Annotated in this window: 22 protein-coding genes and 1 pseudogene; 11 read left to right on the top strand and 12 right to left on the bottom strand. The window is 63.1% G+C overall.

The annotated features are described in order from the left end of the window. The first annotated feature begins 28 nt into the window (after positions 1-28). Both GJ698_RS11575 and GJ698_RS11570 read left to right on the top strand, forming a co-directional pair. Positions 29-403, top strand: coding sequence for a flagellar protein FlaG (locus GJ698_RS11575; RefSeq protein ID WP_154357762.1), 375 nt, complete (start codon positions 29-31; stop codon positions 401-403). Between the two features lie 9 nt (positions 404-412). Continuing rightward, entirely contained in the window at positions 413-1,726 is a 1,314-nt protein-coding gene (locus GJ698_RS11570; protein WP_154357761.1) for a hypothetical protein, read from the top strand. Here the strand turns inward: GJ698_RS11570 and GJ698_RS11565 are convergent. The 6 genes from GJ698_RS11565 to GJ698_RS11540 are packed head-to-tail and all read right to left on the bottom strand — an operon-like array spanning position 1,719 to position 7,978. After that, positions 1,719-2,147 carry a GNAT family N-acetyltransferase gene (locus GJ698_RS11565; RefSeq protein WP_371865252.1) on the bottom strand — a complete coding sequence of 143 codons (429 nt, stop codon included), beginning with the start codon at positions 2,145-2,147 and terminating at the stop codon, positions 1,719-1,721. The two genes, GJ698_RS11570 and GJ698_RS11565, sit on opposite strands and share 8 nt — an antisense overlap. A gap of 40 nt (positions 2,148-2,187) precedes the next feature. Beyond that, positions 2,188-3,108 (bottom strand): SDR family oxidoreductase, encoded by a 921-nt coding sequence (locus GJ698_RS11560; protein WP_154357759.1) that lies wholly within the window; start codon positions 3,106-3,108, stop codon positions 2,188-2,190. 3 nt (positions 3,109-3,111) lie between these two features. Beyond that, positions 3,112-4,116 (bottom strand): NADP-dependent oxidoreductase, encoded by a 1,005-nt coding sequence (locus GJ698_RS11555; protein ID WP_154357758.1) that lies wholly within the window; start codon positions 4,114-4,116, stop codon positions 3,112-3,114. Further along, positions 4,113-4,892, bottom strand: coding sequence for an SDR family oxidoreductase (locus tag GJ698_RS11550; RefSeq protein ID WP_154357757.1), 780 nt, complete (start codon positions 4,890-4,892; stop codon positions 4,113-4,115). Before GJ698_RS11550 ends, GJ698_RS11555 begins: the two co-directional genes overlap by 4 nt. A gap of 60 nt (positions 4,893-4,952) precedes the next feature. After that, entirely contained in the window at positions 4,953-6,794 is a 1,842-nt protein-coding gene (locus GJ698_RS11545) for an acyl-CoA dehydrogenase (protein ID WP_154357756.1), read from the bottom strand. A gap of 5 nt (positions 6,795-6,799) precedes the next feature. Further along, positions 6,800-7,978, bottom strand: a complete 1,179-nt coding sequence (locus GJ698_RS11540) for an acetyl-CoA C-acyltransferase (protein ID WP_154357755.1) — start codon at positions 7,976-7,978, stop codon at positions 6,800-6,802. Between the two features lie 213 nt (positions 7,979-8,191). On the opposite strand from GJ698_RS11540, the gene GJ698_RS11535 reads away from it, so the two are divergent. Further along, entirely contained in the window at positions 8,192-9,889 is a 1,698-nt protein-coding gene (locus GJ698_RS11535) for an MFS transporter (protein WP_154357754.1), read from the top strand. Positions 9,890-9,930: 41 nt separating this feature from the next. Here the strand turns inward: GJ698_RS11535 and GJ698_RS30925 are convergent, their stop codons facing one another. The 4 genes from GJ698_RS30925 to GJ698_RS11520 form a co-directional block, all read right to left on the bottom strand. Continuing rightward, positions 9,931-10,260, bottom strand: coding sequence for a helix-turn-helix domain-containing protein (locus tag GJ698_RS30925; RefSeq protein WP_229259946.1), 330 nt, complete (start codon positions 10,258-10,260; stop codon positions 9,931-9,933). Then, positions 10,214-10,738: a transposase gene (locus GJ698_RS30920; protein ID WP_229259945.1), complete on the bottom strand. Its 525-nt coding sequence runs from the start codon at positions 10,736-10,738 to the stop codon at positions 10,214-10,216. The genes GJ698_RS30925 and GJ698_RS30920 overlap by 47 nt, the downstream gene beginning before the upstream one ends. A gap of 158 nt (positions 10,739-10,896) precedes the next feature. Then, complete coding sequence (locus tag GJ698_RS11525) at positions 10,897-11,562, bottom strand: FxDxF family PEP-CTERM protein (RefSeq protein WP_154357753.1); 666 nt, start codon at positions 11,560-11,562, stop codon at positions 10,897-10,899. Between the two features lie 244 nt (positions 11,563-11,806). Next, positions 11,807-13,888: a 3-hydroxyacyl-CoA dehydrogenase NAD-binding domain-containing protein gene (locus tag GJ698_RS11520; protein ID WP_154357752.1), complete on the bottom strand. Its 2,082-nt coding sequence runs from the start codon at positions 13,886-13,888 to the stop codon at positions 11,807-11,809. 347 nt (positions 13,889-14,235) lie between these two features. Here GJ698_RS11520 and GJ698_RS11515 point away from each other — a divergent pair, with 347 nt between their 5' ends. The 8 genes and pseudogenes from GJ698_RS11515 (at position 14,236) to GJ698_RS11485 (ending at position 21,544) form a co-directional block, all read left to right on the top strand. Beyond that, positions 14,236-15,933: a methyl-accepting chemotaxis protein gene (locus GJ698_RS11515; RefSeq protein ID WP_154357751.1), complete on the top strand. Its 1,698-nt coding sequence runs from the start codon at positions 14,236-14,238 to the stop codon at positions 15,931-15,933. Between the two features lie 2 nt (positions 15,934-15,935). Next, positions 15,936-16,751, top strand: a complete 816-nt coding sequence (locus GJ698_RS11510; protein WP_154357750.1) for a CheR family methyltransferase — start codon at positions 15,936-15,938, stop codon at positions 16,749-16,751. Positions 16,752-16,761: 10 nt separating this feature from the next. Continuing rightward, positions 16,762-17,334, top strand: coding sequence for a chemotaxis protein CheD (locus tag GJ698_RS11505; RefSeq protein WP_154357749.1), 573 nt, complete (start codon positions 16,762-16,764; stop codon positions 17,332-17,334). Next, a pseudogene (locus GJ698_RS31410) lies at positions 17,327-18,268 on the top strand (chemotaxis protein CheW); the annotation flags it as partial. The gene GJ698_RS11505 and the pseudogene GJ698_RS31410, both read left to right, overlap by 8 nt. 45 nt (positions 18,269-18,313) lie before the next feature. Further along, complete coding sequence (locus tag GJ698_RS31405) at positions 18,314-18,856, top strand: chemotaxis protein CheW (RefSeq protein WP_371865256.1); 543 nt, start codon at positions 18,314-18,316, stop codon at positions 18,854-18,856. A gap of 55 nt (positions 18,857-18,911) precedes the next feature. Beyond that, complete coding sequence (locus tag GJ698_RS11495; RefSeq protein WP_154357802.1) at positions 18,912-19,604, top strand: DUF4197 domain-containing protein; 693 nt, start codon at positions 18,912-18,914, stop codon at positions 19,602-19,604. A 102-nt stretch (positions 19,605-19,706) separates the two neighbouring features. Then, a complete protein-coding gene (locus GJ698_RS11490) occupies positions 19,707-20,150 on the top strand; it encodes a MarR family winged helix-turn-helix transcriptional regulator (RefSeq protein WP_154357747.1) in 444 nt (147 codons plus the stop codon). Further along, positions 20,147-21,544: an MDR family MFS transporter gene (locus GJ698_RS11485; RefSeq protein ID WP_154357746.1), complete on the top strand. Its 1,398-nt coding sequence runs from the start codon at positions 20,147-20,149 to the stop codon at positions 21,542-21,544. Before GJ698_RS11490 ends, GJ698_RS11485 begins: the two co-directional genes overlap by 4 nt. Before the next feature lie 30 nt (positions 21,545-21,574). Here the strand turns inward: GJ698_RS11485 and GJ698_RS11480 are convergent, their stop codons facing one another. Next, a complete protein-coding gene (locus GJ698_RS11480; RefSeq protein WP_154357745.1) occupies positions 21,575-23,185 on the bottom strand; it encodes a methyl-accepting chemotaxis protein in 1,611 nt (536 codons plus the stop codon). 247 nt (positions 23,186-23,432) lie between these two features. Then, the gene (locus GJ698_RS11475; RefSeq protein ID WP_154357744.1) at positions 23,433-25,079 is read right to left on the bottom strand and encodes a 3-(methylthio)propionyl-CoA ligase; all 1,647 of its coding nucleotides are present in this window, start codon (positions 25,077-25,079) and stop codon (positions 23,433-23,435) included. Positions 25,080-25,230: the final 151 nt, after the last annotated feature.

Raw genomic sequence — 25,230 nt, 5'->3', positions numbered from 1 at the left:
CCCACTTACACGAAGGAAACCGTTCAACATGGACACGAGCAGCATCAACCGTTCGGATTTGCTACCCGTTGCTACCGCCCCGGTGGCGGCGGTGTCCGTGCCTGCCTCAGGGAAAAATGCAGATACAGCTACCGCACAGTCTATTGTCGCCGGTAAAGACGATCCTGCGTCCAGAATTCCTGGTAAAACTGAGTTAAGAAAGTCGGTTGACGCGATAAATCGTTTCCTCGAAAACAATAGTGAGGTAAAGTTCAGTATAGACGACGCCAGCGGCCTGTCGGTGGTGAAGGTCATTGATACTGAAACAAAGAAGGTTATACGCCAATTTCCGTCAGAGCAATCGCTGGAAATAAGCAAGAATCTCCACAGTTTGAAAGGCTTGCTCATCGACAGCAAGGCATAGTAGCGCAACTTGATCAACCACGAAGCCGACCTGCTCCCCTCCACCGCCGAGCTACTGATTGCCGGCGGCGACGACAGGTTGACGCTGGACGCAGGCACCGGACGCTCCCGCTATGCCTGCCGGCCGACGCCGGACCCCGACCTGGTCTCCCTCGGATCGGTCACCGCCTCCCATATTTCCCCGAACGCATATCAGGCTGCCACCGCGCTGCGGGACCGCTGCGCCCGCGAGCTGCGCTCGGAACCGGAGTTGGTCGTCTACCGGCGCGGACTGGCCAGCGCGCGCCGGCGCCTGCTGGCGTATTGCGGCTGCGACCCGCAGGATAGCCCGATGGCGCTGCTGGCGCCGTCCGGCACCGACCTGTTCATGCTGGCGGCCAACCTGCGCCAGCCGCAGTGCACGGTATTGATCGACGGCGCCGAAACCGGCAGCGGCGTGCCGCTGGCCCTGCTCGGCCCGCGCCAGGGCGCGCCGCATCATGTCGCCATGCGGCATGCGGACGGCAGCCTGCGCGATGCCGCACAGGTCGACGCCGAATACGCCGCCATCGTCAACACGGCGGCGCAGCGCGGCCAGCGCGTGCTGCTGGTGCTGACGGATATCAGCAAGACCGGCTTGATTTCGCCGTCCATCGCCTCGGTGCTGGCGCTGCGGGCGCGCTGGCCGCAGCTGCTGGATGTGATGGTGGACGCCTGCCAGTTCCGCCTCGATCCCGTGACGGTGCGGACCTACCTGGCGCACGGCTTCATGCTGGCGCTGACCGGCTCCAAGTTCATGACCGGTCCGACCTTCAGCGGCGCCCTGCTGCTGCCGCGCGCGATGGCGGCCAATGCCGTCGATGCCTACACCGACCGCGCCAACTTCGGCCTGCTGCTGCGCTGGGAAGCCGCGCTGTTCGAGATGGAACGCTTTGCCGCCGTGCCGCAGGATGTTCGCCTGCAATGCGTCAACCGCTTTGCCGACGCCATCCGGCAAGGGGTGGCCGACCATGCGGCGCTCACGCCGCTGCCGGTCAGCGCCATCGACCGTTCGGCCTTGGATGTGGCGGCAGGCTGGGATCATGTGCAGACGGTATTCCCCTTCACGCTGCGCGGCGCCGATGGCAAGCTGCTGAACGGCGACGAAGCACGCCGGCTCTATCTGCAACTACAGTTGCCGGCGATTGGCGCCCGCCGCTATCAGCTGGGCCAGCCGGCCGCAGCCGGCGCGCTGCGCCTGTGCCTGAGCGCGCGCATGATCGCCGATCTGCATGAGGGATTGCGGCAGGATGTCGCCGCCGAGGTGCCGGCGGCGCTGGAACGCATTGCGCAGCTGCTTAGCTGAAGTTGCGCTGCATATTGATGTGGGCGATGCCCGCTTCGTAGAACTCTTCGCCTTCGATGGCAAAGCCGTGGCGCTCATAGAACGGCGCGGCATGCGTCTGCGCGCTCAGGGCGACGTACTGGTCGCCGCGTGCGCGCGCCTGCGCCATCAGCGCCTGCAGCAATTCGCCGCCGACGCCGCTGCCGCGTGCGATCTTGCGCACCGCCATGCGGCCGATGTGGCCGTCCGGCAGCAGGCGGCCGGTGCCGATCGGCGTGCCGTCGGCATCGTAGGCCACCGCGTGCAGGCAGACGGCGTCCATCTGGTCCATCTCCAGCTCGGCCGGAACGTTTTGCTCCTCAACGAAGACTTCAAAGCGGATCAGCTTCGCATCCGCGTTGAGGGTGCCCCAGTCTCCCAACTTGATTTCGTGCTTGCTCATTATTGCCATCCTGTTTTTGCAAAAGCACGATTGTAGTACGTCAGCCCGGCTGCTTGGAAGCGCCCTGGATTTTGGCGCGCAGCGCCTCGCGGATCTGCGGCGCGGCGGCGTAGGGATCGGGCGGATTGGCGCCGGCCACGATGTGTTCCATGCGCTCGCGCACGCCGGCCAGCGCGTCCGGATGCGAATAGATGTAGAACTGGCCGTCGGCGATGGCCTTGAAGGTGATCTCCGCCACGTCCTCGGCCGACACCTTGCCCGACGATACCGCCTTGTCGGTCATGACCTGCGCCGCCACCTGGCTGGCGGTCGGACGGTCGGTCATGCGCACGTCTTCCGGGCGGTTGCGGTGCGACTGGCTGATGCCGGTCGGCACAAAGTACGGGCACAACACCGAAGCGCCGATGGGCGCGCCGACCAGCTGCAAGTCCTGGTACAGCGTTTCCGACAGCGATACCACCGCATGCTTGGAGACATTGTAGACGCCCATCGCCGGCGCGTTCAGCAGGCCGGCCATCGAGGCGGTATTGACGATGTGGCCTTCAAATGCGTCATCCCTGGCAGCCGCATCCAGCATCAGCCTGGTAAAGATGCGCACGCCATGGATCACGCCCCAGACGTTGACGCCCATCACCCATTCCCAGTCGGCCTCGGTGTTTTCCCAGATCAGGCCGCCGGAACCGACGCCGGCGTTGTTGAACAGCAGGTGGACGGCGCCGAACTCGGCCACCGCCGCATCGGCCAGCGCCTGCACCTGCTCGGCCTTGCGTACATCGCAGATGCGGCCGATGACGCTGGCGCCCTGTGCACGCAATTCTTCCAGCGCGCGCTCCAAGGCGTCGCTTTGCACGTCGGCCAGCACCAGCTTCATGCCTTCGCGCGCCGCGACGTTGGCGAATTGACGACCCAAACCACTTGCACCGCCGGTGATGACGGCGACTTTGTCTCGGAATGTTTTCATTTTTTAGATGAGCTTCACCAGTTGTTTGCCAAAATTACGCCCTTGCAGCAGGCCCATGAACGCTTCCGGTGCGGCGGCCAGGCCGTCCGCCACCGATTCGCGGAACTTGATTTGACGATTGGCGACCAGCACGGCCAGTTCCTGCAAGCCCTGCTGCCAATACTCCATGTGCTCGGTGATGATGAAGCCGCGCACGGTCAGACGATTAATCAACAGCAGTCGCGAATTCCTGATCGGCATATCGGCGCCGTTGTAGCCGGCGATCAGGCCGCACAGCGCGATGCGGGCGAAGGCGTTGGTGCGCGCCAGCGATGCGTCCAGGCAGGCGCCGCCGACGTTTTCAAAGATGGCGTCAACGCCGTCCGGCGTGGCGGCGGCCAGGTCGGCCTCCAGCTTGCCGGCCTTGTAATCGACGCAGGCGTCGAAGCCCAGTTCGTCCACCACGTAGGCGCACTTCTCCGCGCCGCCGGCGATGCCGACCACGCGGCAGCCGCGCAGGCGCGCCAACTGGCCGACCACGCTGCCGACCGCGCCGCTGGCCGCCGACACCACCACCGTTTCGCCGGCCGCCGCTTCCATGATGTGGTTGAAACCGTACCACGCCGCCATGCCCGGCATGCCGACCACGCCGAGGAAGGCCGACAGCGGAATGCGCGTGGTGTCGAGCTTGCGCAGCAGCACGCCGTCCGACACGCCCATCTCGGACCAGCCCAGCATGCCGTTGACGTATTCGCCCACCTTGTAGAACGCGTTGCGCGAGGCGATCACCTGGCCGACGGTGCCGCCGATCATGGTGTCATTCAGTTGCTGCGAGGTGGCGTAGCTTTTGGCGGCGCTCATGCGGCCGCGCATGTACGGGTCCAGCGACAGGTAGTGGTTGCGGATCAGCACCTGGCCGTCGGCCAGTTGCGGCACCGGCACGGTCTCCAGCCGGAAGTTGTCGGCCGTGACCGCGCCGCGCGGACGCGCCGCCAGCACGATGCGCTGATAAGTTTCAGGAATGCTCATACCGCCGAAACGCCTCCGTCCACCGCCAGGATCTGACCGGTGATGTGCTTGCCCGCGTCGGAGGCGAACAGCACGGCTGCGCCTTTCAGGTCTTCGTCGTCGCCAAGGCGGTTCAGCGGCGCGTGGCCGGTCAGCTGGTCGCCCATGGCGGACAGCAGGCCCTTGGTCATCTTCGACGGGAAGAAGCCTGGCGCCAGCGCGTTGACGGTGATGCCGTAGCGGCCCCATTCACCCGCCAGCGTGCGCGTGAAGTTGACCAGCGCGCCTTTCGAGGTGTTGTAGGCGATGGTCTGCATGGTGCCCGGCGGATTGCCGGCCAGGCCCGCGATCGAGGCGATGTTGATGATGCGGCCGGACTGGCGCGGAATCATCGAGCGCTTGCCGACCAGTTGCGACACCACGAAAATGCTGCGGATGTTCAGGTCCATCACCTTGTCCCAGGCTTCGACCGGATGGTCCTCGGCCGGCGCGCCCCAGCTGGCGCCGGCGTTGTTGATCAGGATGTCGATGTGGCCGAGGTGGGCGATGGCGGCATCAACTAGTGCTTCGGCCTGCGCGTCCTGCGACAGGTCGGCGGCGATCGAATGCGCGCTGATGCCGCGCTGGGTCAGGAAGGCGACGGCTTCGTCAAGCTCGGCCTGCTTGCGGGCCGAGACGACGACGCGGGCGCCCTGCTCGCCCAGCGCCAGCGCCATTTGCAGGCCCAGGCCGCGCGAGCCGCCGGTGACCAGCGCGGTTTTGCCGGCCAGTGAAAACAGTTCTTGTGTGGTACGCATGGTGTGTCTCCTTGTATCGCCCAGCCTCGTCACCGCGAAGCTTGAGCTGGCTAATCCTTGTTAAAACCACGCATCCTGCATGTCGAGCGTGGTGGTGTCTATGCTGGCCAGCAGCGCCAGCTGCGGCCCCACCTTCGGCAACTCCCACTGGAAGAAATACCGGCATGCCTGCAGCTTACCGCGATAGAAATCCACATCGCCGTCCGCCAGCGACGCCGCCGCCAGCAAGGCCTGCTGCAGCCAGATCCACGCCACCACCACGTGCCCCACCGCTTCCAGATACGTGCTGGCGTTGGCCAGCGTCTTGTTCAAATCGCCGACAGCATACAGTTTCTGCGTGACTTCTTCCACGCTCTGCCAGGCTTGTTCCAGCGCATCCGCATGCGCCAGCAATTCAACGCTGATGGTAGCCAGGCCCGGACCGACCGCATCCGGCGCGCCGACGCTGCCGCGCACCTTGCGTACCGTCTTGCGCAACTCGGCGCCAAAGGCGCGGAACAAGGCGCCGTCCTGCAGTACCACCTTGCGGCCCAGCAGATCGAGGCCGTGGATGCCATGCGTGCCTTCGTGGATGGCGTTCAGACGATTGTCGCGGTAAAACTGTTCGACATTGTATTCGCGCGTGTAGCCGTAGCCGCCGTGCACCTGGATCGCCAGGCTGTTGGCCTCCACGCACCACTGCGACGGCCAGGATTTGGTGATCGGCGTCAGGAAATCCAGCAGCCGCGCCGCATGTTCGCGCGCTTCCGGCGTTTCCGCGCTGTTCTGCTCGTCGACCAGGCGGGCGCTGTACAGCACCAGGCCGAGGCCGCCTTCGACATAGGCTTTCTGCGCCAGCAGCATGCGCCGCACGTCGGTGTGCTGGATGATCGGCAGTTGCGGCTGCGACGCATCCTTCTGCGCCGGATGGCGGCCTTGCGGACGGTTGCGCGCGTAGTCGAGCGCATGCAGGTAGCCGGTGTAGCCCAGCACCGCCGCGCCGAGGCCGACGCCGATGCGCGCCTCGTTCATCATGTGAAACATATTGGCCAGGCCATGGTGCGGCTTGCCGACCAGGTAGCCGATGGCGCCGCCCTTCTCGCCGAAGTTGAGCAGGCAGTTGGTGGTGCCGCGGTTGCCCATCTTGTGGTTCAGGCCGGCCAGCGAGATGTCGTTGCGCGCGCCCAGCGAGCCGTCGTCATTGACCAGGAATTTCGGCACGATGAACAGCGAGATGCCTTTGACGCCCGGGATCAGCTTGCCGTCCTCGCCGGGAATCTTGGCCAGCACCAGGTGGACGATGTTTTCGGACAGTTCATGCTCGCCGGCCGAGATCCACATCTTGTTGCCGGTCAAACGGTACTGGCCTTCGCCGTCGGGCACGGCGCGCGTGGTGATGTCGGACAGGCTGGAGCCGGCCTGCGGTTCGGACAGGCACATGGTGCCGAAGTAGCGGCCTTCCAGCATCGGATTGACGAAACGGGTGATCTGCTCCGGCGTGGCGCACTTGAGCAAGGTGTTGGCGTTGCTCATCGTCAGGAAGGTGTAGGCCGAGGTGCTGACGTTGGCGGCAGTCAGATAGGCGGCCAGCGCCTTCTCGACCACCACCGGCAGCTGCATGCCGCCGCGTTCGTAGTCCTGCCCGGCCGCCATCAGGCCGGCCAGCGAGAAGGCGTCCAGCGCCGTCTTCACTTCCGGGATGATCTGCACCTTGCCGTCCACCACGTGCGGCTCGTTGCTGTCCGCTTTCTTGTTATGCGTGGCGAACAGTTCGGTGGCCAGGCGTTCGGCGGTATCGAGCGCCGCGTCGAAGGTCTCGCGGTTGTGGTCCTGGAAGCGGTCGCGCCGCGTCAGCGCCTCCGCGTCCAGCCATTCGTACAGCATGAAAGACAGGTCGCGGCGCGACAGGATGGTCGAGCGCATGCTGCTTACACCACTTCGAACAGGCCGGCCGCCCCCTGGCCGCCACCGATACACATGGTGACCACCACATATTTGACGCCGCGCCGCTTGCCTTCGATCAGCGCATGGCCGACCAGGCGCGCGCCGGACACGCCGTAAGGATGGCCGACGGCGATCGCGCCGCCGTTGACGTTGAGACGGTCCATCGGAATGCCCAGCGTATCGGCGCAATACAGCACCTGCACGGCGAAGGCTTCATTCAGCTCCCACAGGCCGATGTCCTCGACCTTGAGGCCGGCTTTCTTCAGCAGCTTGGGCACGGCGAACACCGGGCCGATGCCCATTTCATCCGGCTCGCAGCCGGCGACGGCGAAGCCGCGGAACACGCCCAGCGGCTGCAGGCCCTTGGCGGCCGCGGTCTGCGCGTTCATCACGATGGCCATCGAGGCGCCATCGGAGAACTGGCTGGCGTTGCCGGCGCTGATCACGCCGCCCGGAATCGCGGTGCGGATCTTGGACACGCCTTCGTACGTGGTATCGGCGCGGATGCCTTCGTCGGCCGCGATGGTCACTTCGCGCGACAGCAGCATGCCGGAGGCCTTGTCGGCCACGCCCATGACCGTGGTCATCGGCACGATCTCGGCGTTGAACAGGCCGGCGGCCTGGGCGGCGGCGGCGCGCTGCTGGCTCTGTACGCCGTATTCATCCTGACGTTCACGGCTGATGTTGTAGCGCTTGGCGACGGTTTCGGCGGTTTGCAGCATCGGCCAGTAGATTTCCGGCTTGTTCTGCGACAGCCAGACTTCCTTATACATATGCATGTTCATTTCCTGCTGCACGCAGGAAATCGATTCGACGCCGCCGGCCGCATAGATATCGCCCTCGCCGGCGATGATGCGCTGGGCTGCGGTGGCGATGGTCTGCAGGCCGGACGAGCAGAAGCGGTTGATGGTCATGCCGGCGGTGGTGACCGGGCAGCCGCCGCGCAAGGCGATCTGGCGCGCGATGTTGCCGCCGGTGGCGCCCTCGGGATTGGCGCAGCCGGCCAGCACGTCTTCCACCTCTCCCGCCTCGATGCCGGCGCGCTGTATGGCGGCCTGCAACACATGGCCGCCCAGCGTGGCGCCGTGCGTCATGTTGAACGCGCCTTTCCAGGATTTGGCCAGACCCGTGCGGGCGGTAGAAACAATGACGGCATCGATCATGAGAGTCTCCTATAGTGAAGGTGTTGTTTGAGCCAGAATACCATGTTTTTAGTACGGTCGTTCGTAAATATCGTTGTAAGTTTCACGTAAGCTTCAAGCAAGCATCGCGTAAGGTTTCGCGCCCACACTGCAATTAAGCTGACGAAGTAATAACTTGCTTATCACTATCTCAGCTGGGGAAAAAACATCCTAAAAAATCAAAGGAGACACATCATGGCAAATCCAGGTACCGCTGATCCGCGTAACCTATCCGGCAAGGCCGCGCCGATCACCGCCGAAGAGCGCAAGGTGATCTTTGCGTCCTCGCTCGGCACCGTGTTCGAATGGTACGATTTCTATCTGTACGGTTCGCTCGCACCGATCATCGCCAAGCAGTTCTTCATCGGCGAACCCACCACCACCTTCATCTTTGCGCTGCTGGCGTTTGCGGCGGGCTTCATTGTGCGTCCGTTCGGCGCCGTCGTGTTCGGCCGCCTGGGCGACATGGTCGGCCGCAAGTATACCTTCCTGATCACCATCCTGATCATGGGCGCCTCCACCTTCATTGTCGGGCTGTTGCCCGGATACGCGGCGATCGGCATCGCGGCGCCCATCGTGCTGGTCGGGCTACGGATTCTGCAGGGCCTGGCGCTGGGCGGCGAGTATGGCGGCGCGGCCACCTACGTGGCCGAGCATGCGCCGGCCGGCAAGCGCGGCTCGTTCACCGCGTGGATTCAAACCACCGCGACGCTGGGCCTGTTCCTGTCGCTGCTGGTGATCCTGGGCACCCGCACCGCCATCGGCGAGGAAGCGTTCAATGCCTGGGGCTGGCGCGTGCCGTTCCTGGTGTCGGTGCTGCTGCTCGGCATTTCGGTGTGGATCCGCATGTCGATGCATGAATCGCCGGCCTTTGCCAAGATGAAAGCCGAAGGCAAGACCTCGAAGGCGCCGCTGAGCGAAGCCTTCGGCCAATGGCGCAACCTGAAAGTCGTGATCCTGGCGCTGATCGGCCTGACCATGGGCCAGGCGGTGGTGTGGTACACCGGCCAGTTCTATGCGCTGTTCTTCATGACCCAGGTGCTGAAGATCGATGGCGCCAGCGCCAACATCATGACCGCCCTGGCGCTGGCCTTGGCGACGCCGTTCTTCATCTTCTTCGGCATGCTGTCGGACAAGATCGGCCGCAAGTGGATCATCCTGGGCGGTTGCCTGATTGCGGCGGCCACCTACTTCCCGCTGTTCGGCGCGCTGACCCACTACGGCAACCCGCAGCTGGAAGCAGCGCTGAAAAATTCGCCGGTGGTGGTGTATGCTGATCCGGCTTCGTGCCACTTCCAGTTCAACCCGACCAACACCAAGAAATTCCCGTCGTCGTGCGACATCGCCACCGGCATGCTGTCCAACGCTTCGGTGAACTACACCACGCAGGATGCGCCAGCCGGCAGCGTCGCCAAGATCAAGGTCGGCGAGAAGGAAATCACCTCGTTCAACGCGATCATGACGCCTGACGGACTGAACTTCGATAAACCATCGAAAGACAGCGAAGCGGCGCTGAAGAAAGAAGTCGGCGGCGCGATCAAGGCGGCCGGCTATCCAGCGAAAGCGGATGAAGCGCAGATGAACAAGCCGATGGTGGTACTGATCCTGTTCATCCTGGTGCTGTACGTGACCATGGTGTACGGCCCGATTGCCGCCATGCTGGTGGAAATGTTCCCGACCCGCATCCGCTACACCTCGATGTCGCTGCCCTACCACATCGGCAACGGCTGGTTCGGCGGCCTGCTGCCGACCATCTCGTTCGCGCTGGTGGCGTTCAAGGGCGACATCTACTACGGCCTGTGGTATCCGATTATCGTCGCCCTGATCACCGTCGTGATCGGTGCGCTGTTCGTCGGCGAAACCAAGGACAACAACATCTACGCGGCCGACTAAGCCCCGCCGCTCCACACAAAGCCGCCTCCGGGCGGCTTTTTTCATCCGGGGTCAGTTCTGCCAATCGCACACGAGCACGGCGGTAGGCGCTCCATTTTGCGGACTATGCGGCTGACGGTGCGGTAGGAGATGCGAAAGTGTGCGGCGATCTGCGTCATGGTGTAGGCGGTGGAGAAATATGCCTGGGCGATCGCTTCATCGCGATCGACAAATCTGGCCTGATATTCAGGCAGTGATAGCGCGAGCGCGCGCCGGTGTTCGCGCGGCACCTCATCGAGCAAATCCAGCGATTGCGCGGAGCGGTGGGCGGCGACGAAGGCATCATCACCAAGCAAGAGTTGGTGACGTGTCTTGTTGATCGGGCTGCTCAAGCAGCAACTCAGCTCGCAGCCATGGCGGCGATGGCTCCGCTTGGATAGTGAGCGCGTAGCTGCTCCACGGCCACTCATCCAAGGTGTCCACCATCTTTGCCCGAATCGGATTCAGAACAACATAACGCGCCAGCTCGCGCAGATGACTTTCCTTTTGCACCAGGATTGCCCTGTAACGGCCCTGGAATACATGGCCGACGAGATGATGCCTGCGATTAAAATATTGCGAGTACATGCCATTCAACTGCCGCATTCCATCAGACAGGTTTGGCTCGGCAGTTTCGATCAGCAGATGATAATGGTTCGTCATCTGACAAAAGCTGTACACGATGGAATTAAAGCGCACGCATATTTTTGCGAGCATTTCCAACCACGCGAACCGATCAGTATCGTCGCGATAGATGACATGCTGCCGGTCGCCGCGAGCGGTGACGTGGTACAGGGCGCCGGCAAATTCCAATCGTAGAGGGCGGCTCATTTGGGCACCCTACATCAGTCCGCAATCATGGAACATGACGCGGATCAGCAAAACCATATTTTGAGCGACTACCGCTGCGCTCGTGTGCGATTGGCAGAACTGACCCCGGATAAAAAAACCGCCCCGGAGGGCGGTTGAATTGCCGAAACGTACTCGGTTCAGGCGGCTTTGCGGCGGCGGGCGATGAAGCCCAGCAGGCCCAGGCCGCCCAGCAGCATGGCGTAGGTTTCTGGTTCCGGCACTGCGGCGATGTTCGACGAGGAAAATTCCACGCGCAGGCCGGTCGGGTTGCCGCCGTTCTGCTGCCAGTTGGTGACCACGAAGTCCAGCGTGTTCACGCCGGAAACGAAGCCGCTGTTGGCGCTGAACGAGGCCCAGTCGGTAAAGCCGGTGGCGGTGCTGATGACATTGTTGTTCAGCTTGACCGTGACGGCGTTGTCGGCGGCAAGGCGGCCCACGAACGAGGCGGTCGAGGCGTTGTAGCCGGTCAGGTCGAACGACAGCGTGTAGGTATAGGTGCCGGCGCTCCAGGCGTCAAAGGTCTGGCCCTGGCTGCTGGTCGGCGTGATCCACTTCGACGTGGTGCTGTTGGCCAGCCACGGGTTGATCGGCCATTGGCTGTCGTTGGTGATGACCGGCACGGTGTTGGTGATCGTGGTGTCGCTGCTGGCCGCGCTCAGGGTGTAATGGGTGTCGCCGCTACCGGCGGCACCAATGTCGCCGTTGGCAGCGACGCCGGTATTTTGCAGGCCGGCGATGCTGGCTGCGTGTGCGGAACCAATTGCTGCGATTGCCAGTGCGGCGGTAATGACGATACGTTTCATGAGACCCCCTAATAATTGATTGGTGAAGTTGCCAGCATCAATCAGGATGCCATTTTTTCATCATCGAACCATTTTTTGGGGTTGCGAAGAGGTAACTTCTGTTGACGTAATTATATAGGAGTTTTGTGAAAATGCTCAAGAGACATTAATATTTCTTTAAGGCATGTGTCGATTTAATCACACTTTGTTTGGAACGGCGACGGCCGCGCAGGCTAGCCGGATTGTCGCCGTTCATTCGTGGTACTTAGCTGTTAAAGTTTTTCCCTTCCGATGCCAGTTTTTGCAACAACGGCGCTGGCTGCCATGCTTTGCCCTCGTGGCCCCGGGCATATTTGTTAATCGCCGCCAGCACATTCGGCAAGCCGACGGTGTCGGCGTAGAACATCGGACCGCCGCGGTACAGCGGGAAGCCGTAGCCGGTCAGATACACCATGTCGATGTCGGATGCGCGCAAGGCAATGCCCTCTTCCAGGATCAGCGCGCCTTCGTTGACCAGCGCGTACACCAATCGCTCGACGATTTCCTGGTCGCTGATCTTGCGGCGCGTGATGCCCAGGTCGGCCGAGTGCTTGACGATCATGGCGTTCACGTCGTCGTTCGGATAGGCCTTGCGGTCGCCGGCCTTGTAGTCGTACCAGCCGGCGCCGGTTTTCTGGCCATAGCGGCCCATTTCGCACAGCAGGTCGGCGGTTTTGGAATAGCTGATCTCCGGCTTTTCGACGTAGCGGCGCTTGCGGATGGCCCAGCCGATGTCGTTGCCGGCCAGGTCGCCCATGCGGAACGGGCCCATGGCAAAGCCGAACTTTTCAGCCGCCTTGTCGATCTGTTCCGGCAGCGCGCCCTCTTCCAGCAGGAAGCCGGCTTGGCGGCTGTACTGCTCGATCATGCGGTTGCCGATGAAGCCGTCGCACACGCCCGACACCACGCCGGTTTTCTTCAGCTTCTTGGACAGGGCCAGCGCGGTGGCCAGCACGTCCTTGGCGGTTGCCTTGCCGCGCACGATTTCCAGCAGCTTCATCACGTTGGCCGGCGAAAAGAAGTGCGTGCCGATCACGTCCTGCGGACGCCGGGTGAAGCTGGCGATCTTGTCGACGTCCAGCGTCGAGGTGTTGGTGGCCAGGATGGCGCCCGGCTTCATCACCTCGTCCAGCTTGCGGAACACCGCTTCCTTGACGCCGATTTCCTCAAACACGGCTTCCACCACGATGTCGGCCTGGCCGATCTCGTCATAGGACAGCGTGCTGCTCAACAGGCCCATGCGCTGATCGAGTTTTTCCTGGGTCAGCTTGCCCTTCTTCAGCGTGTTCTCGTAGTTCTTGCGGATGGTGGCGATGCCCTTGTCCAGCGCTTCCTGCCTGGTTTCCAGCAGCTTGACCGGAATGCCGGCGTTCAGGAAATTCATGGCGATGCCGCCGCCCATGGTGCCGGCGCCGATGATGGCGGCCGACTTGATCGGGCGCACCGGCGTATCGGCCGGCACATCCGGCACCTTGCTGGCGACGCGTTCGGCAAAGAAGGCGTGGCGCAGCGCTTTCGATTCGGTGGTCTGGATCAGGTGCAGGAAGCGCTCGCGCTCGAACTTCATGCCGTCGTCAAATTTCATGGTGACCGAGGCGGCCACGGTTTCCACGCATTCCAGCGGCGCCGGGAACGGGCCGGACATGGCCTTGACGGTGTTGCGCGAGAATTGCAGGAAGGCTTCGTGGTTCGGGTAGTCCACCTTGCGGTCGCGCACTTTCGGCAGCGGACGCACGTCGGCGATTTTCTCGGCGAAGGCCACGGCCGTTTGCAGCAGGTCGGCGTCGGCGGCAAAGATTTCATCGAACAGCGCCGGCAGTTTTTCCGACAGCACCGGGTTGCCGGAGACAATCATGTTCAGCGCCGGCTCCAGGCCCAGCACGCGCGGCAGCCGCTGCGTGCCGCCGGCGCCCGGCAGCAGGCCCAGTTTGACTTCCGGCAGCGCGATCTGCGCGCCCGGCATGGCCACGCGGTAGTGGCAGCCCAGCGACAGTTCCAGCCCGCCGCCCATGCAGACCGTGTGGATGGCCGCGACGACCGGCTTGGTCGAGCCTTCGGCGGTGGCGATGAAAGTGTGCAGGCTCGGTTCGGCCAGTGCTTTCGGCGTGTTGAATTCCTTGATGTCGGCGCCGCCGGAGAACGCCTTGCCGGCGCCGGTGATGACGATGGCCTTGACGGCATCGTCGGCCAGCGCGCGCTGGATGCCGTTGACGGCGGCGGTACGCGTCGCCAGGCCCATGCCGTTGACCGGCGGATTATTCAGCGTAATGACGGCTACGGCGCCGTGCACTTGGTATTCAGCAGTCATGTCTCTTCCTTATCTTTTTTGGTGGGAGGGCTACCCGTGAACTATACCGCATAAAAGAACGACCGTCTTTTTATTTGATTGCGACAACTGTCGCGCAGCTCGCACTTTTGGCGCAGGAGACCACGCTTTGCAATGCGGAGAACATGCGAAAAAGATGTTGCTTTAGACTCACAATACACCAAGTTATTACTGTGCTCGCCTTGCTTCGGTTTTAAATAAACGAAATAATAAATACTACTCGCACATATTCCCCGCCCCCGAATATCAAAATAATTCTCACCGAATATCACAGTTATTAAACCGATTACGATATTTGGCATTTCTTCATATTTGATAGGGATTCTCCAATGAATGCTCCAAGCCAGGTAATTCAAACGCAGGACGTCGAACTGCAAGCCATCCATGCCGCATTGAACCGCGTGCAGGCGGTCATTGAATTTGACCTGGAAGGAAAAATTCTGCACGCCAACGAGAACTTCCTGCGCGTGCTGGGTTACTCGCTGTCGGAAGTCCAGGGCCGCCATCACTCCATGTTCTGCGAGCCGGAATTTGCCGCCAGCCCCGCCTACAAGCAGTTCTGGGCGCGCCTGGCCGCCGGCGAATACGAGCACGGCGAATACAAGCGCCTGGCCAAGGGCGGCCGCGAAATCTGGATCAACGCCTCGTACAACCCCATCATGGACGCCGACGGCAAGCCGTACAAAGTGATCAAGTTCGCCACCGACATCACCGATACGCGCATGCGCAACGCCGAGTACGAAGGCAAGGTCAGCGCCATCGTCAAGGCCCAGGCCGTGATCGAATTCGACATGAACGGCAACGTCCTGAGCGCCAACGATAACTTCCTCGACGTCATGGGTTACTACCTTGATGATATTAAAGGCGAACACCACCGCATGTTTGTCGACCCGGATTTTGCCGCCAGTGCAGACTATAAACGTTTCTGGCAAAAATTGAATCGTGGCGAGTTCGATAGCGGCCGTTATAAACGTGTAGGTAATAATAAGAAAACTGTCTGGATACAGGCGACTTATAATCCCATCATGGATTTGAACGGCAATCCGTATAAAATCGTCAAGTTTGCGACCGATATTACCGCCCAGGTCGAACTGGAGCACTCGGTGGCCGCCAAGGCCAAGTCCGACGGCGAGAAAATCGCCCGCCTGCTGGACTCGGTCGAGCATGCCGCCAACGGCGACCTGACCAGCAAAGTGCTGGTCGAAGGCGACGAACCGCTGGATCAGCTGGCCGAAGGCATCAGCAAGATGATCGACGACCTGCGCAAGGTGATCAGCAACGTGGTGATGTCCGCCAGCGGCCTGGCCGACGCCTCCACCACCATTTCCGAGCGCTGCAACGGCGTGGCGGTCGGCACCCAGGCGCTGGGCGCCACGGTGGAACAGATGAACGCCTCCATCGACGGCCTGACCAGCTCGATCAACACCATCGCCGGCAACACCTCGGACGCCGACGCCATGGCCAAGTCGACCCAGAACGAAGCCGAAATCGGCGCCAAGGCGGTGGCCAAGTCGATCGAAGCGATGGACCTGATCAACCGTTCGTCGGAAGACATCGGCGAGATCGTCAAGGTGATTTCCGATATCGCCAACCAGACCAATATGCTGGCCTTCAACGCCGCCATCGAAGCCGCCCGCGCCGGCGAGCACGGCCTGGGCTTCTCGGTGGTCGCCGACGAGGTGCGCAAGCTGGCCGAGCGCTCGTCGCAGGCCACCAAGGAGATTTCCAAGCTGATCAACGAGTCGGTCAAGCGCGTTTCCGCCGGCAGCGAAATTTCGCGCCAGGCCAGCGACGCCTTCGACAAGATCCTGGCCGGCGTGGTCAAGACCACCGAGGCGATTTCCGACATTTCCAAGGCCACCAACGAGCAGCTGCTGACGGCGCGCGAAGTCAGCACCGCGGTGCAGTACATCGCCGAGGAGGCCGAGAAATCGGCCGCCGCCTGCGACAGCATCGCCCGCTCGACCGAAGGCTTGAACCAGCGCGCAGGCGATCTGAACAAAACCGTATCCGGCTTCACGGTGTAATCATGGAAGCCACCGGCTTTAGCCCGGCGACGCTGAGCGCGCTGATCGCGCTGGTGCGCAAGCACACCGGCATCGCCATGACGGAACGTAAAAGTGTGCTGCTGGAACGCCGCCTGCGCCCGCGCGTGCAGGCGCTGAACCTGGGCAGCTACCAGGCATACCTGGACAAGGTGGAGCAGGACCGGGCCGAGATTCCGCATTTTATCGACCTGGTGACCACCAACGACACGCTGTTCTTCCGCACGCCGCAGGTGTGGGATTACGTCGAGAAGGAATTCCTGCCGCAGTGGTGGGCCGCGCATCCGGGCCAGCGCCTGAAAGTGTGGTCGGCGGCCTCCTCCAGCGGCGAGGAACTGTATTCGATGGCCATGCTGTGCGAGGAATTCGCCGCCGCCAACGCCGGCTTCGGCTACCAGATCCATGCGACCGATATTTCGCAGCAGATCCTGGCGCTGGCGCGCGACGGCCAGTACACCGGCCGTTCGGTTGAACGCATCCAGTCCACGCATCCGGACTGGGTCAAGAAGTATTTCCGTCCCAGCGCCAATGGCCTGCGGGTGGTGGATGCCCTGAAAAAAAACGTCGAGTTGGCCCAGCATAATTTGCTGACTCCCCTAAAGCCTGGCAAACAGTTTGACCTGGTATTTCTGCGCAACGTACTGATCTACTTCGATCAGGAACAGCAGCAGACCATCCTGCAGCAAGCCCGTTTGAGCATGACATCCCACGCGATCATGATCGTGGGCGAATCCGAATCGATCACTGGCCTAAACACCGCCTACCAGTTCGACCGGCCGATGATATATAGAATGGAATAGGCGGTGTACCATGCAAGCGATCTTCAATCTCCCGTTACAGCAGCCCCTGCCGGGCGCTCCCCTGCCCTGGGCCGGCGTCGAGGCGCTGGACCGCGCGGATAGTCCGCGCGCACCGCTGCAGGTGGCGATGGGCCAGCTCAAGCTTGGCATCCGCACCGAGCAGCTGCAGGCGCTGCTGGGTTCCTGCGTCGGCATCGGCCTGATCTGGAAGAAACGCGGCCGCTGCGCGCTGGCCCACTGCCTGCTGCCGGAATGCCCGCAGATGGCCGATGAATTCGGCGCGCGCTATGTCAACCAGGCCGTGCCGTCGCTGCTGCGCCTGCTGGGCGCGACCGAGGCGGATTATGCGGATATCGAAGTGATCGTGGCCGGCGGCGCCACCATGCTGAACAGCTGCTCCAGCCGCCTGCAGATCGGCCAGCAAAACGCCGACGCCGCGCGCAAGCACCTGCGCAAGCACGGCCTGAACGTCACCTATTGCCGCATCGGCGGCAAGTGCGGCCGCACCATGACCATCGATTGCGCCACTTGCACCTACTCGGTGCAGGAAATCGTCACCAACCAGGGAGCCGCGCATGCCTGATGCTTCGGCAACGTCCGGAACCGAACTGTTCGGGTCCTTCGTGCTGGGCGAGGATGAATTCGCCCTGCCCGCCAGCTGCTTCCGCGAAGTGGTGAACTATCCGGCCAAGGTGACGGCGCTGCCGCTGTCGCCGCGCTTCCTGGAAGGCGTGTTCACGCTGCGCGGCAGCGTGATCCCGGTGGTCAACCTGGGCCGCGTGTTCGACGCCGGCGCCCGCGCGGCGCAGCCCACCGACAAGATTGCGATTCTCGATTACCAGGGCGTGCTGGTCGGCATCCTGTTCGACGCCACCGGCGAAATCCTGCGCGTGCGGCCGGAGCAGCGCAGCACGCTGAGCTACACCGACGGCGAGAAGCGCGGCGTGGTGGCCGGCACCATCATGCTCGACCATGGCGCCCGGCTGGTGCAGATCCTCGATCCCGACGCCCTGGTGCGCATCGAAAACGTGCCGCAGGTGCTGGCGCTGCAGTCGGCCGCCGACAAGGAAACCCGCCGCCACCAGGGCGAGCGGCGCCAGTGCGTCAGCTTCCACGTCGGCGTTTCCGCGTTTGCCTTCGAGATGGGCGCGATCCAGGAGATCATCCGCGTGCCGGAATTGCAGGCCTCGGTGCTGAACAGCGCGCTGTGCCTGGGACGCATCAACTTCCGCGGCGCGCCGGTGGCGGTGGTGGACTTTGCCACGCTGCTGAACGCGGCGCCGGGCGACGCCCCGGTTGGCGAGCGGACCTTCGGCGCGGACCAGCGCATCATCGTGGCGCGCATCGATGACGCCACCATCGGCTTCCTGGTCGATTCGGTCGACAACATCGTCAATTTCTACCGCGAAGAAGTCATGCCGATTCCGCTGTTGAGCAAGGCGCGCGCCGGCATGTTTGCCGGCTGCCTGTCGAAGCCGGACCTGGGCGACATCTTCTTCCTCGATCACCAGCAGATCTTCTCCAGCAGCGAAATCAAGGAAATGCGCACCGGCCACGCCAACCTGTATCCCAAGGACGAGGCCATCATCGCCAGCAACGAGCGGCGCGATGCGCGGCGCAGCCAGCGCCAGGTCTACATCACCTTCGCGCTGGACAACAGCTACGCGGTGGAGATCAAGCAGGTGCGCGAAATCATCGACCTGTCGGTCGGCGAGATCACGCGCCCGCCCGGCCTGCCCGCCTTCATGCGCGGCATGATGAACCTGCGCCAGCAGATGGTGACGGTGATCGACCTGCGCAGCCTGTACCAGATGGCGCCGCTGGCCGACACCGCGCAATCGAAGATCCTGGTGGTGGAGCGCGGCGAGGAATGCTTCGGGCTGATGGTGGACGCGGTGGAAAACATCATGACCATCGAGGACAGCCGCCGCTACGGCGCGCCGAAGATGATGCGTAATCCAAACTCGCAGGGCGATCCGCGCAGCGAAATGGACGAGGTCATCAATATCGACGGCACGGACGGGGCGCAGAAGACGCTCAGCGTGTTCCAGTGCGACCGCCTGCTCGAACGGCTGGCCAGGGAGATTCCGGCGCTGGCGGCATGAGGCCTGGTGGAGTACAGTAGCAGTATTGCTAACCTGGAGTTTCCCCACCATGCCGATGCCGATATCCCGCCGTTCGATTGCCCTGTTGATTCCGATGAGCCTGCTGGCCGCCAGCGCCTATGCGATTTCGCTGTCCGACCTCAGCAACCAGGACGCGTCCGGCGGCCTGAAGGCGGCGCTGGAAACCGGCTCCAACGCCGCCGTGGCCAAGCTGGGCGCCGATGGCGGCTTTCTCAACAACGACAGGGTGCGCATTCCGCTGCCCAAGATCCTGGAACAGGCGCGTCCGATCCTGAAAATGACCGGCAAGGGCCAGCAGCTGGATGACTTGGTGGTGCAGATGAACCATGCCGCCGAGTCCGCCGTGCCGATGGCTAAGCCGCTGCTGATCGACGCCGTCAAGTCGATGAGCATCACCGACGCCAAGAATATCCTGACCGGCGGCGACACCTCGGTCACCGATTTCTTCCGTTCCAAGACCCAGGACAAGCTGGCGGTGCAGTTCCTGCCGGTGGTGAAGAAAGTCACCGACAAGTCCGGCTTGGCCACCAAGTACAACACCGCCATGAGCCTGGCGCCGAAGATGGGCGTGCTGGCCAAGGACCAGGCCACGGTGGAAGGCTACGTCACCCAACGCGCGCTGGACGGCCTGTACACCATGATCGCCGAGGAAGAAAAAGCCATCCGCGCCGACCCGCTGGGCACCGGCAGCAAGCTGATCGGCAAAGTCTTCGGCGCGCTCAAATAGGTTGGTTTTCTCCTGAGCCCGGTTCGCCGGGCTTTTTTTTCGCCTTGAATTTGTGGCCGGGCCGGATTAAGATAGATAGGTAGCCTACCTATCATCCTAGCCATGACCACCGACATTTCCCCGCAGGCGATCGCCCTGGCCGACGAGCTTCGCACCGCCCTGCACCACGTATTCCGGCGCCTGCGCCAGGAAAGCGACAACGATCCGTCCGGCCTGACGCTGCAGCAGAAAATGCTGATCTCCACCATCAGCCAGCAGCCCGGCATCGGCGTGGCCGACCTGGCGCGGCAGGAAAAGCTGCGCGGGCCGACCATGAGCGGCCACATCAAGGCGCTGGAAGCGCTCAAGCTGGTCAAGCGCGACGCCCCCGATCCCGAGGACCGGCGGCGCAGCGGCCTGCTGCTCACCGAGCACGGCGCCGCGGTGCTGGAGGAACTGCGCGCGCGCCGCCGCGACTGGCTGGCGCGCAAGCTGGCACAGCTGCCGCCCGAAGGCGCGGCCGCACTGCGCAATGCACTTGTTTACCTGAATGAGATCGGCGAATGAAGACTTCCATCCGTAACATCTACATCGGCCTGGTCATCATGATCGGCCTGGCGGCGCTCGACCAGAGCATTGTCGCCACCGCGCTGCCGCGCATCGTCTCCGACCTCGGCGGCATGTCGCACCTGTCCTGGGTGGTGACCGCCTATGTGCTGGCCTCCACCGCCACCATGCCGCTGTACGGCAAGCTCAGCGACCAGTACGGCCGCAAGCTGCTGCTGTACGCGGCCATCATCATTTTCCTGCTCGGCTCCGCTCTGTGCGGGCTGGCGCAGAACATGGCCGAGCTGATCGCCTTCCGCGCGATCCAGGGCCTGGGCGCGGGCGGCTTCATGCCGCTGGCGCAGATCGTCATCGGCGACCTGGTGCCGCCGGCCGAGCGCGGCAAGCGCCAGGGCAGCATCGCCGCCGTGTATGCGCTGACCAGCGTGCTGGGACCGGTGCTGGGCGGCCTGCTGACCGACTGGCTGTCGTGGCACTGGATCTTCTACGTCAACCTGCCGGTCGGCGCGGTGGCGCTGTATGTGATCGCCAAGTCGATGCCGCACGATAAGCCGCACCATGCGCACAAGATCGACTACCTCGGCTCGGCGCTGCTGACTGGCGCGGTGACGGCGGCGCTGCTGGTGCTGGCGCTGGGCGGCACCGAATGGGCCTGGGATTCGCGCGAAATCCTCTACACCGCCGTGCTGGCCGTGGTGCTGACCGTGGCGCTGCTGTTCCACGTGCGCCGGGTGCCGGAACCGGTGCTGCCGCCGGATTTGTTCGACAACCGCGTGTTCAACGTCGCCAGCGTGGTGCTGGCGCTGACCTTCGTCGGCATGATGGGCTCCAGCGTCTTCTTCCCGCTGCTGTTCCAGATGGTGATGGGCGCCTCGCCCGCCAGTTCCGGCCTGCTGACGATGCCGATGATGGTCGGCCTGGTGCTGTCGTCGGCGCTGGGCGGCCGCGTGCTGGCCAGATCCGGCCGCTACAAGCCGGCGCAGGTGGTGGGCCTGGCGCTGGCCACGCTGTCCTTCGGCGCGCTGGCCTGGGGCATCCTCGACAACGCCGGCTACATGGTGCTGGAGCCGGCGATCTTCGTGCTGGGCGCCGGCCTCGGCCTGGTGATGCCGAACATGACCATGGCGGTGCAGAACGCCCTGCCCGCCATGCGGCGCGGCGTCGGCACCGCCATGCTGGGCTTCTTCCGTTCGCTGGGCGGCTTGGTCGGCGTGACCGGCTCCGGCGCGATCCTGGCGCAGCAGTTGCACGGGCAGGCCGCGAATGCGCTGCTGTACCGCCACGCCATCGGCAGCATCTTCGGCGTCGGCACGGTGATGGTGGGATTGGGACTGGCGATGCTGGCCTTCCTGCCGGAAGTGCCGCTGGCCGCGCAGCAGCCAGTCAAGCAATAACAAAACGGGCGCCTGTAGCGCCCGTTTTGATTAGTGGCCCAGGGCCAGCGCCGGACGGCGCAAGGCCGGACGGTTGCCGCCGTGGCGGCTGGCCGCAACGCTCTCGACCTTGAAGGTGCTGACCATTTCTTCCAGCTGGGCAGCCTGTTCCTGCATGGAGTTGGCGGCGGCCGCCGCTTCTTCCACCAGCGCGGCGTTCTGCTGGGTAACTTCGTCCATCGACACGATGGCCTGGTTGATCTGGTTGATGCCTTCGCTCTGCTCTTCGCCGGCGATCATGATTTCGGTCATGATGCTGGTCACGCGCTCGACGCTGCTGACGATTTCATTCATCGTCGCGCCGGCCTTGTCGACCAGCTGGTTGCCGGCGTCGACCTGTTCCACGGATTCGGTGATCAGTTCCTTGATTTCCTTGGCGGCGGCCGCCGAGCGTTGCGCCAGGTTGCGCACTTCGGTGGCGACCACGGCGAAGCCACGGCCCTGCTCGCCGGCGCGGGCGGCTTCCACGGCGGCGTTCAGCGCCAGGATGTTGGTCTGGAAGGCGATACCGTCGATCACGCCGATGATGTCGGCGATCTTGCGCGACGAGGTGTTGATGTTGCCCATGGTGTCCACCACTTGCGACACCAGTTGGCCGCCCTTGCCTGCCACGTCCTGCGCGCTCAGCGCCAGCTGGTTGGCCTGGCGGGCGTTGTCGGCGTTCTGGCGCACGGTCGAGGTCAGTTCTTCCAGCGACGAGGCGGTTTCTTCCAGCGCGGCGGCCTGGTTCTCGGTACGGCGCGACAGGTCCAGGTTGCCGGAGGCGATCTCGGCGCTGGCGGTGGCGATGGCGCTGCTGCCGGTGCGGATGCTGCTGACGGTGCTGGACATCTGGTCCTGCATCTTCTGCAAGCCCTGCATCAGTTTGCCCATCTCATCGTTGCGCGAGATGTCGATCTGGTTGGCCAGGTTGCCGGTGGCGATCTGGTCGAAGTGGCCCAGCGCGTGTTGCAGCGGACGCAGGATGGCGCGCAGCAAACGCACGGCCGAGAAGATGATCAGCGCGGCGCCCAGCACCAGCGCCACGGTGTAGCTCTTGGTGAAGGTCGAGAAGAACGACTGGCTCTGCTCGTAGTGGTCCTTGGCCGAGGTCAGTTGGTAGTCTTCCAGCTTGACCGAGGCGGCGTCGAAAATGCCGAACTGGGCCGACAGGGTTTTCATCGACAGGTTTTCAATCTTGTCCTGGTCCTGCGCGCGCAGCGCCGAGATCAGGGCGCGCAGTTCGCCCACGTAGACCGCGCGCTTGCCTTCCAGATCCTTGGCCAGCACTTTCTCATCGTCTCCCAGCGGCAGCGCCAGGTATTCTTTCCAGGCCTTGTCGGAATCCTGGATGAAGCCTTCGGCGCGGCCCAGGGTTTTTTCCAGGTCCGGCGCTTCCGGATGGAACACGCCGCGGTCGATCACGAAGCGCGAACGGTTCAGGAAGTTCTTGGCGTTGCCCAGCGAGATGGTCGAGGCCATCTGGTTGGAGTACACATCTTTCAGTGCGAAGTTAACGGTATTCATGCCGAAGATGCTGAGGCCGCCGAGGACCAGCATCAGGATGCCGATCACGGACATGGTGGCGATCAGGCGCGTGCGGATGGTTATGCTATTGAACATAGTTTTTCTCGTCTTATTGGATGGGCCGGGAGCGTGTCGAATAGCTAACTATCGCCGGACTGGTGCTTGCCGGGATACGCGCCTGGATTGGCCGAGGTGGCCATTAAAAAAGTGCCGTAGGGCAATAATGTAATGGCAAAGCCGTTTGACGTCAAACCATTTGTTCCTGAAATAATTCTGATATTGATAGTTAGAAACAATCATCCCGGCGCGCAGCCGGGATGATTTCAGGCCGCAAAACGCCTGTTCATGCGGTCGGCAGACGGTAATCGCGGTATTGCTCGCGCAGCTTGTTTTTCTGGATTTTGCCCGTGCCGCCCACGGGCAAAGCCTGCGAAAAAACCACGTCATCGGGCAGCCACCACCTGGCGACCTTGCCGTCGAAATGGGCCAGCAACTCCTCGCGGCTGAGTACGTGTCCGGCGCGCAGAACCACCACCAGCAGCGGCCGCTCATCCCATTTGGGATGGAAAACACCTATACAGGCGGCCTGCATCACGGCCGGGTGGGACATGGCGATGTTCTCCAGATCGATGGTGCCGATCCACTCGCCGCCGGATTTGATGACATCCTTGGCGCGGTCGGTGATCTGCATGAAGCCGTCCGCGTCGATGGTGGCGACGTCGCCGGTCGGGAACCAGCCGTTCTCCAGCACGTCGCCGCCCTCGTGGCGGAAGTAGCTGGCGATAATCCACGGTCCCTTGACCAGCAGGTTGCCGGCGCTGACGCCGTCCCACGGCAATTCCTCGCCCAGTTCGTCAACGATCTTCATGTCGACGCCGTAGATGGCGTGACCCTGCTTCTGCAGGATCTTGCGCTGCTCTTCCTTCGGCAAGTCCATATGCTTGGCCAGCAGGCCGCCGGTGGTGCCCAGCGGCGACATCTCGGTCATACCCCAGCCGTGGATGACTTCGACGCCGAAGTCGTCGATCAGCGTATTCATCATGGCTGGCGGACAGGCCGAGCCGCCGACCACCGTGCGGCGGAAGGTCGAGAACCTGAGCTGGTTTTGCAGGCAGTAGTTGATCAGGCCCAGCCAGACTGTCGGCACGCCGGCCGAGAACGTCACTTTTTCCTTCTCCATCAGCTCGTAGACGGATTTGCCGTCCAGCGCCGGGCCGGGAAACACCATTTTCGCGCCGGACAGCGGCACCGAGTACGGCAAGCCCCAGGCGTTGACGTGGAACATCGGCACCACCGGCATGACGGCGTCGCGCGAGGACACGTTCAACACGTTCGGCAAGGCCGACGCATAGGCGTGCAAAACCGTCGAGCGGTGGGAATACAGCGCGCCTTTCGGGTTGCCGGTGGTGCCGGATGTGTAACACAGTGTAGCGGCGGCGTTTTCGTCGAACACCGGCCAGGCGTAGTCGCCGTCCTGCGCGGCCAGCAGGTCTTCGTAGCACAGCAGCTTGGGAATGCCGGCGTCGGCCGGCATGGCGCCGGCGTCGCCCAGCAATATCCAGCCCTTGACGCTCCGGCAGTGCGGCGCGATGGCCTGAACCAGCGGCAGGAAGCACGCATCAAACAGCAAATACTGGTCTTCGGCGTGGTTGCAGATGTAGGCCATTTGCTCCGGGTGCAGACGCGGATTGATGGTGTGCAGCACCGCGCCGCTGCCGGACACGGCATAGTAAGCTTCCAAATGTCGATAGCCGTTCCAGGCCAGCGTGGCGACGCGCTCGCCCATTTGCACGCCCAGCTGCCGCAGCGCCTGCGCCAGCTGCTTGGCGCGGCGGTGGCAGTCGCGGAAGGTGTAGCGGTGCAGGTCGCCCTCGACGCGCTGCGAGACGATCTCGCTGCTGCCGTAGTGGCGGGCGGCAAAGTCGAGGATGGTCGGGATCAGCAGCGGCTGATCCATCATCTGGCCCATCAGTGGCGCTGGGGATGGCATGGTCGTCTCCGATTGTTTTATAGGCAAAGTTTCGTGCGCTGGCCGCTACAGCGTCAACGGTTTTCGATGCTGCACTGCCGCATTCGCGCACTGCGGTAAAATCCGAGGCTTAGTCAACCTGGAGTACATCATCACAGTCGCCAATCTGCCG

The organism is Duganella aquatilis (assembly GCF_009674565.1).
Lineage (GTDB): Bacteria > Pseudomonadota > Gammaproteobacteria > Burkholderiales > Burkholderiaceae_D > Rugamonas > Rugamonas aquatilis.
This window is presented reverse-complemented; position numbering and strand designations above follow the sequence as displayed.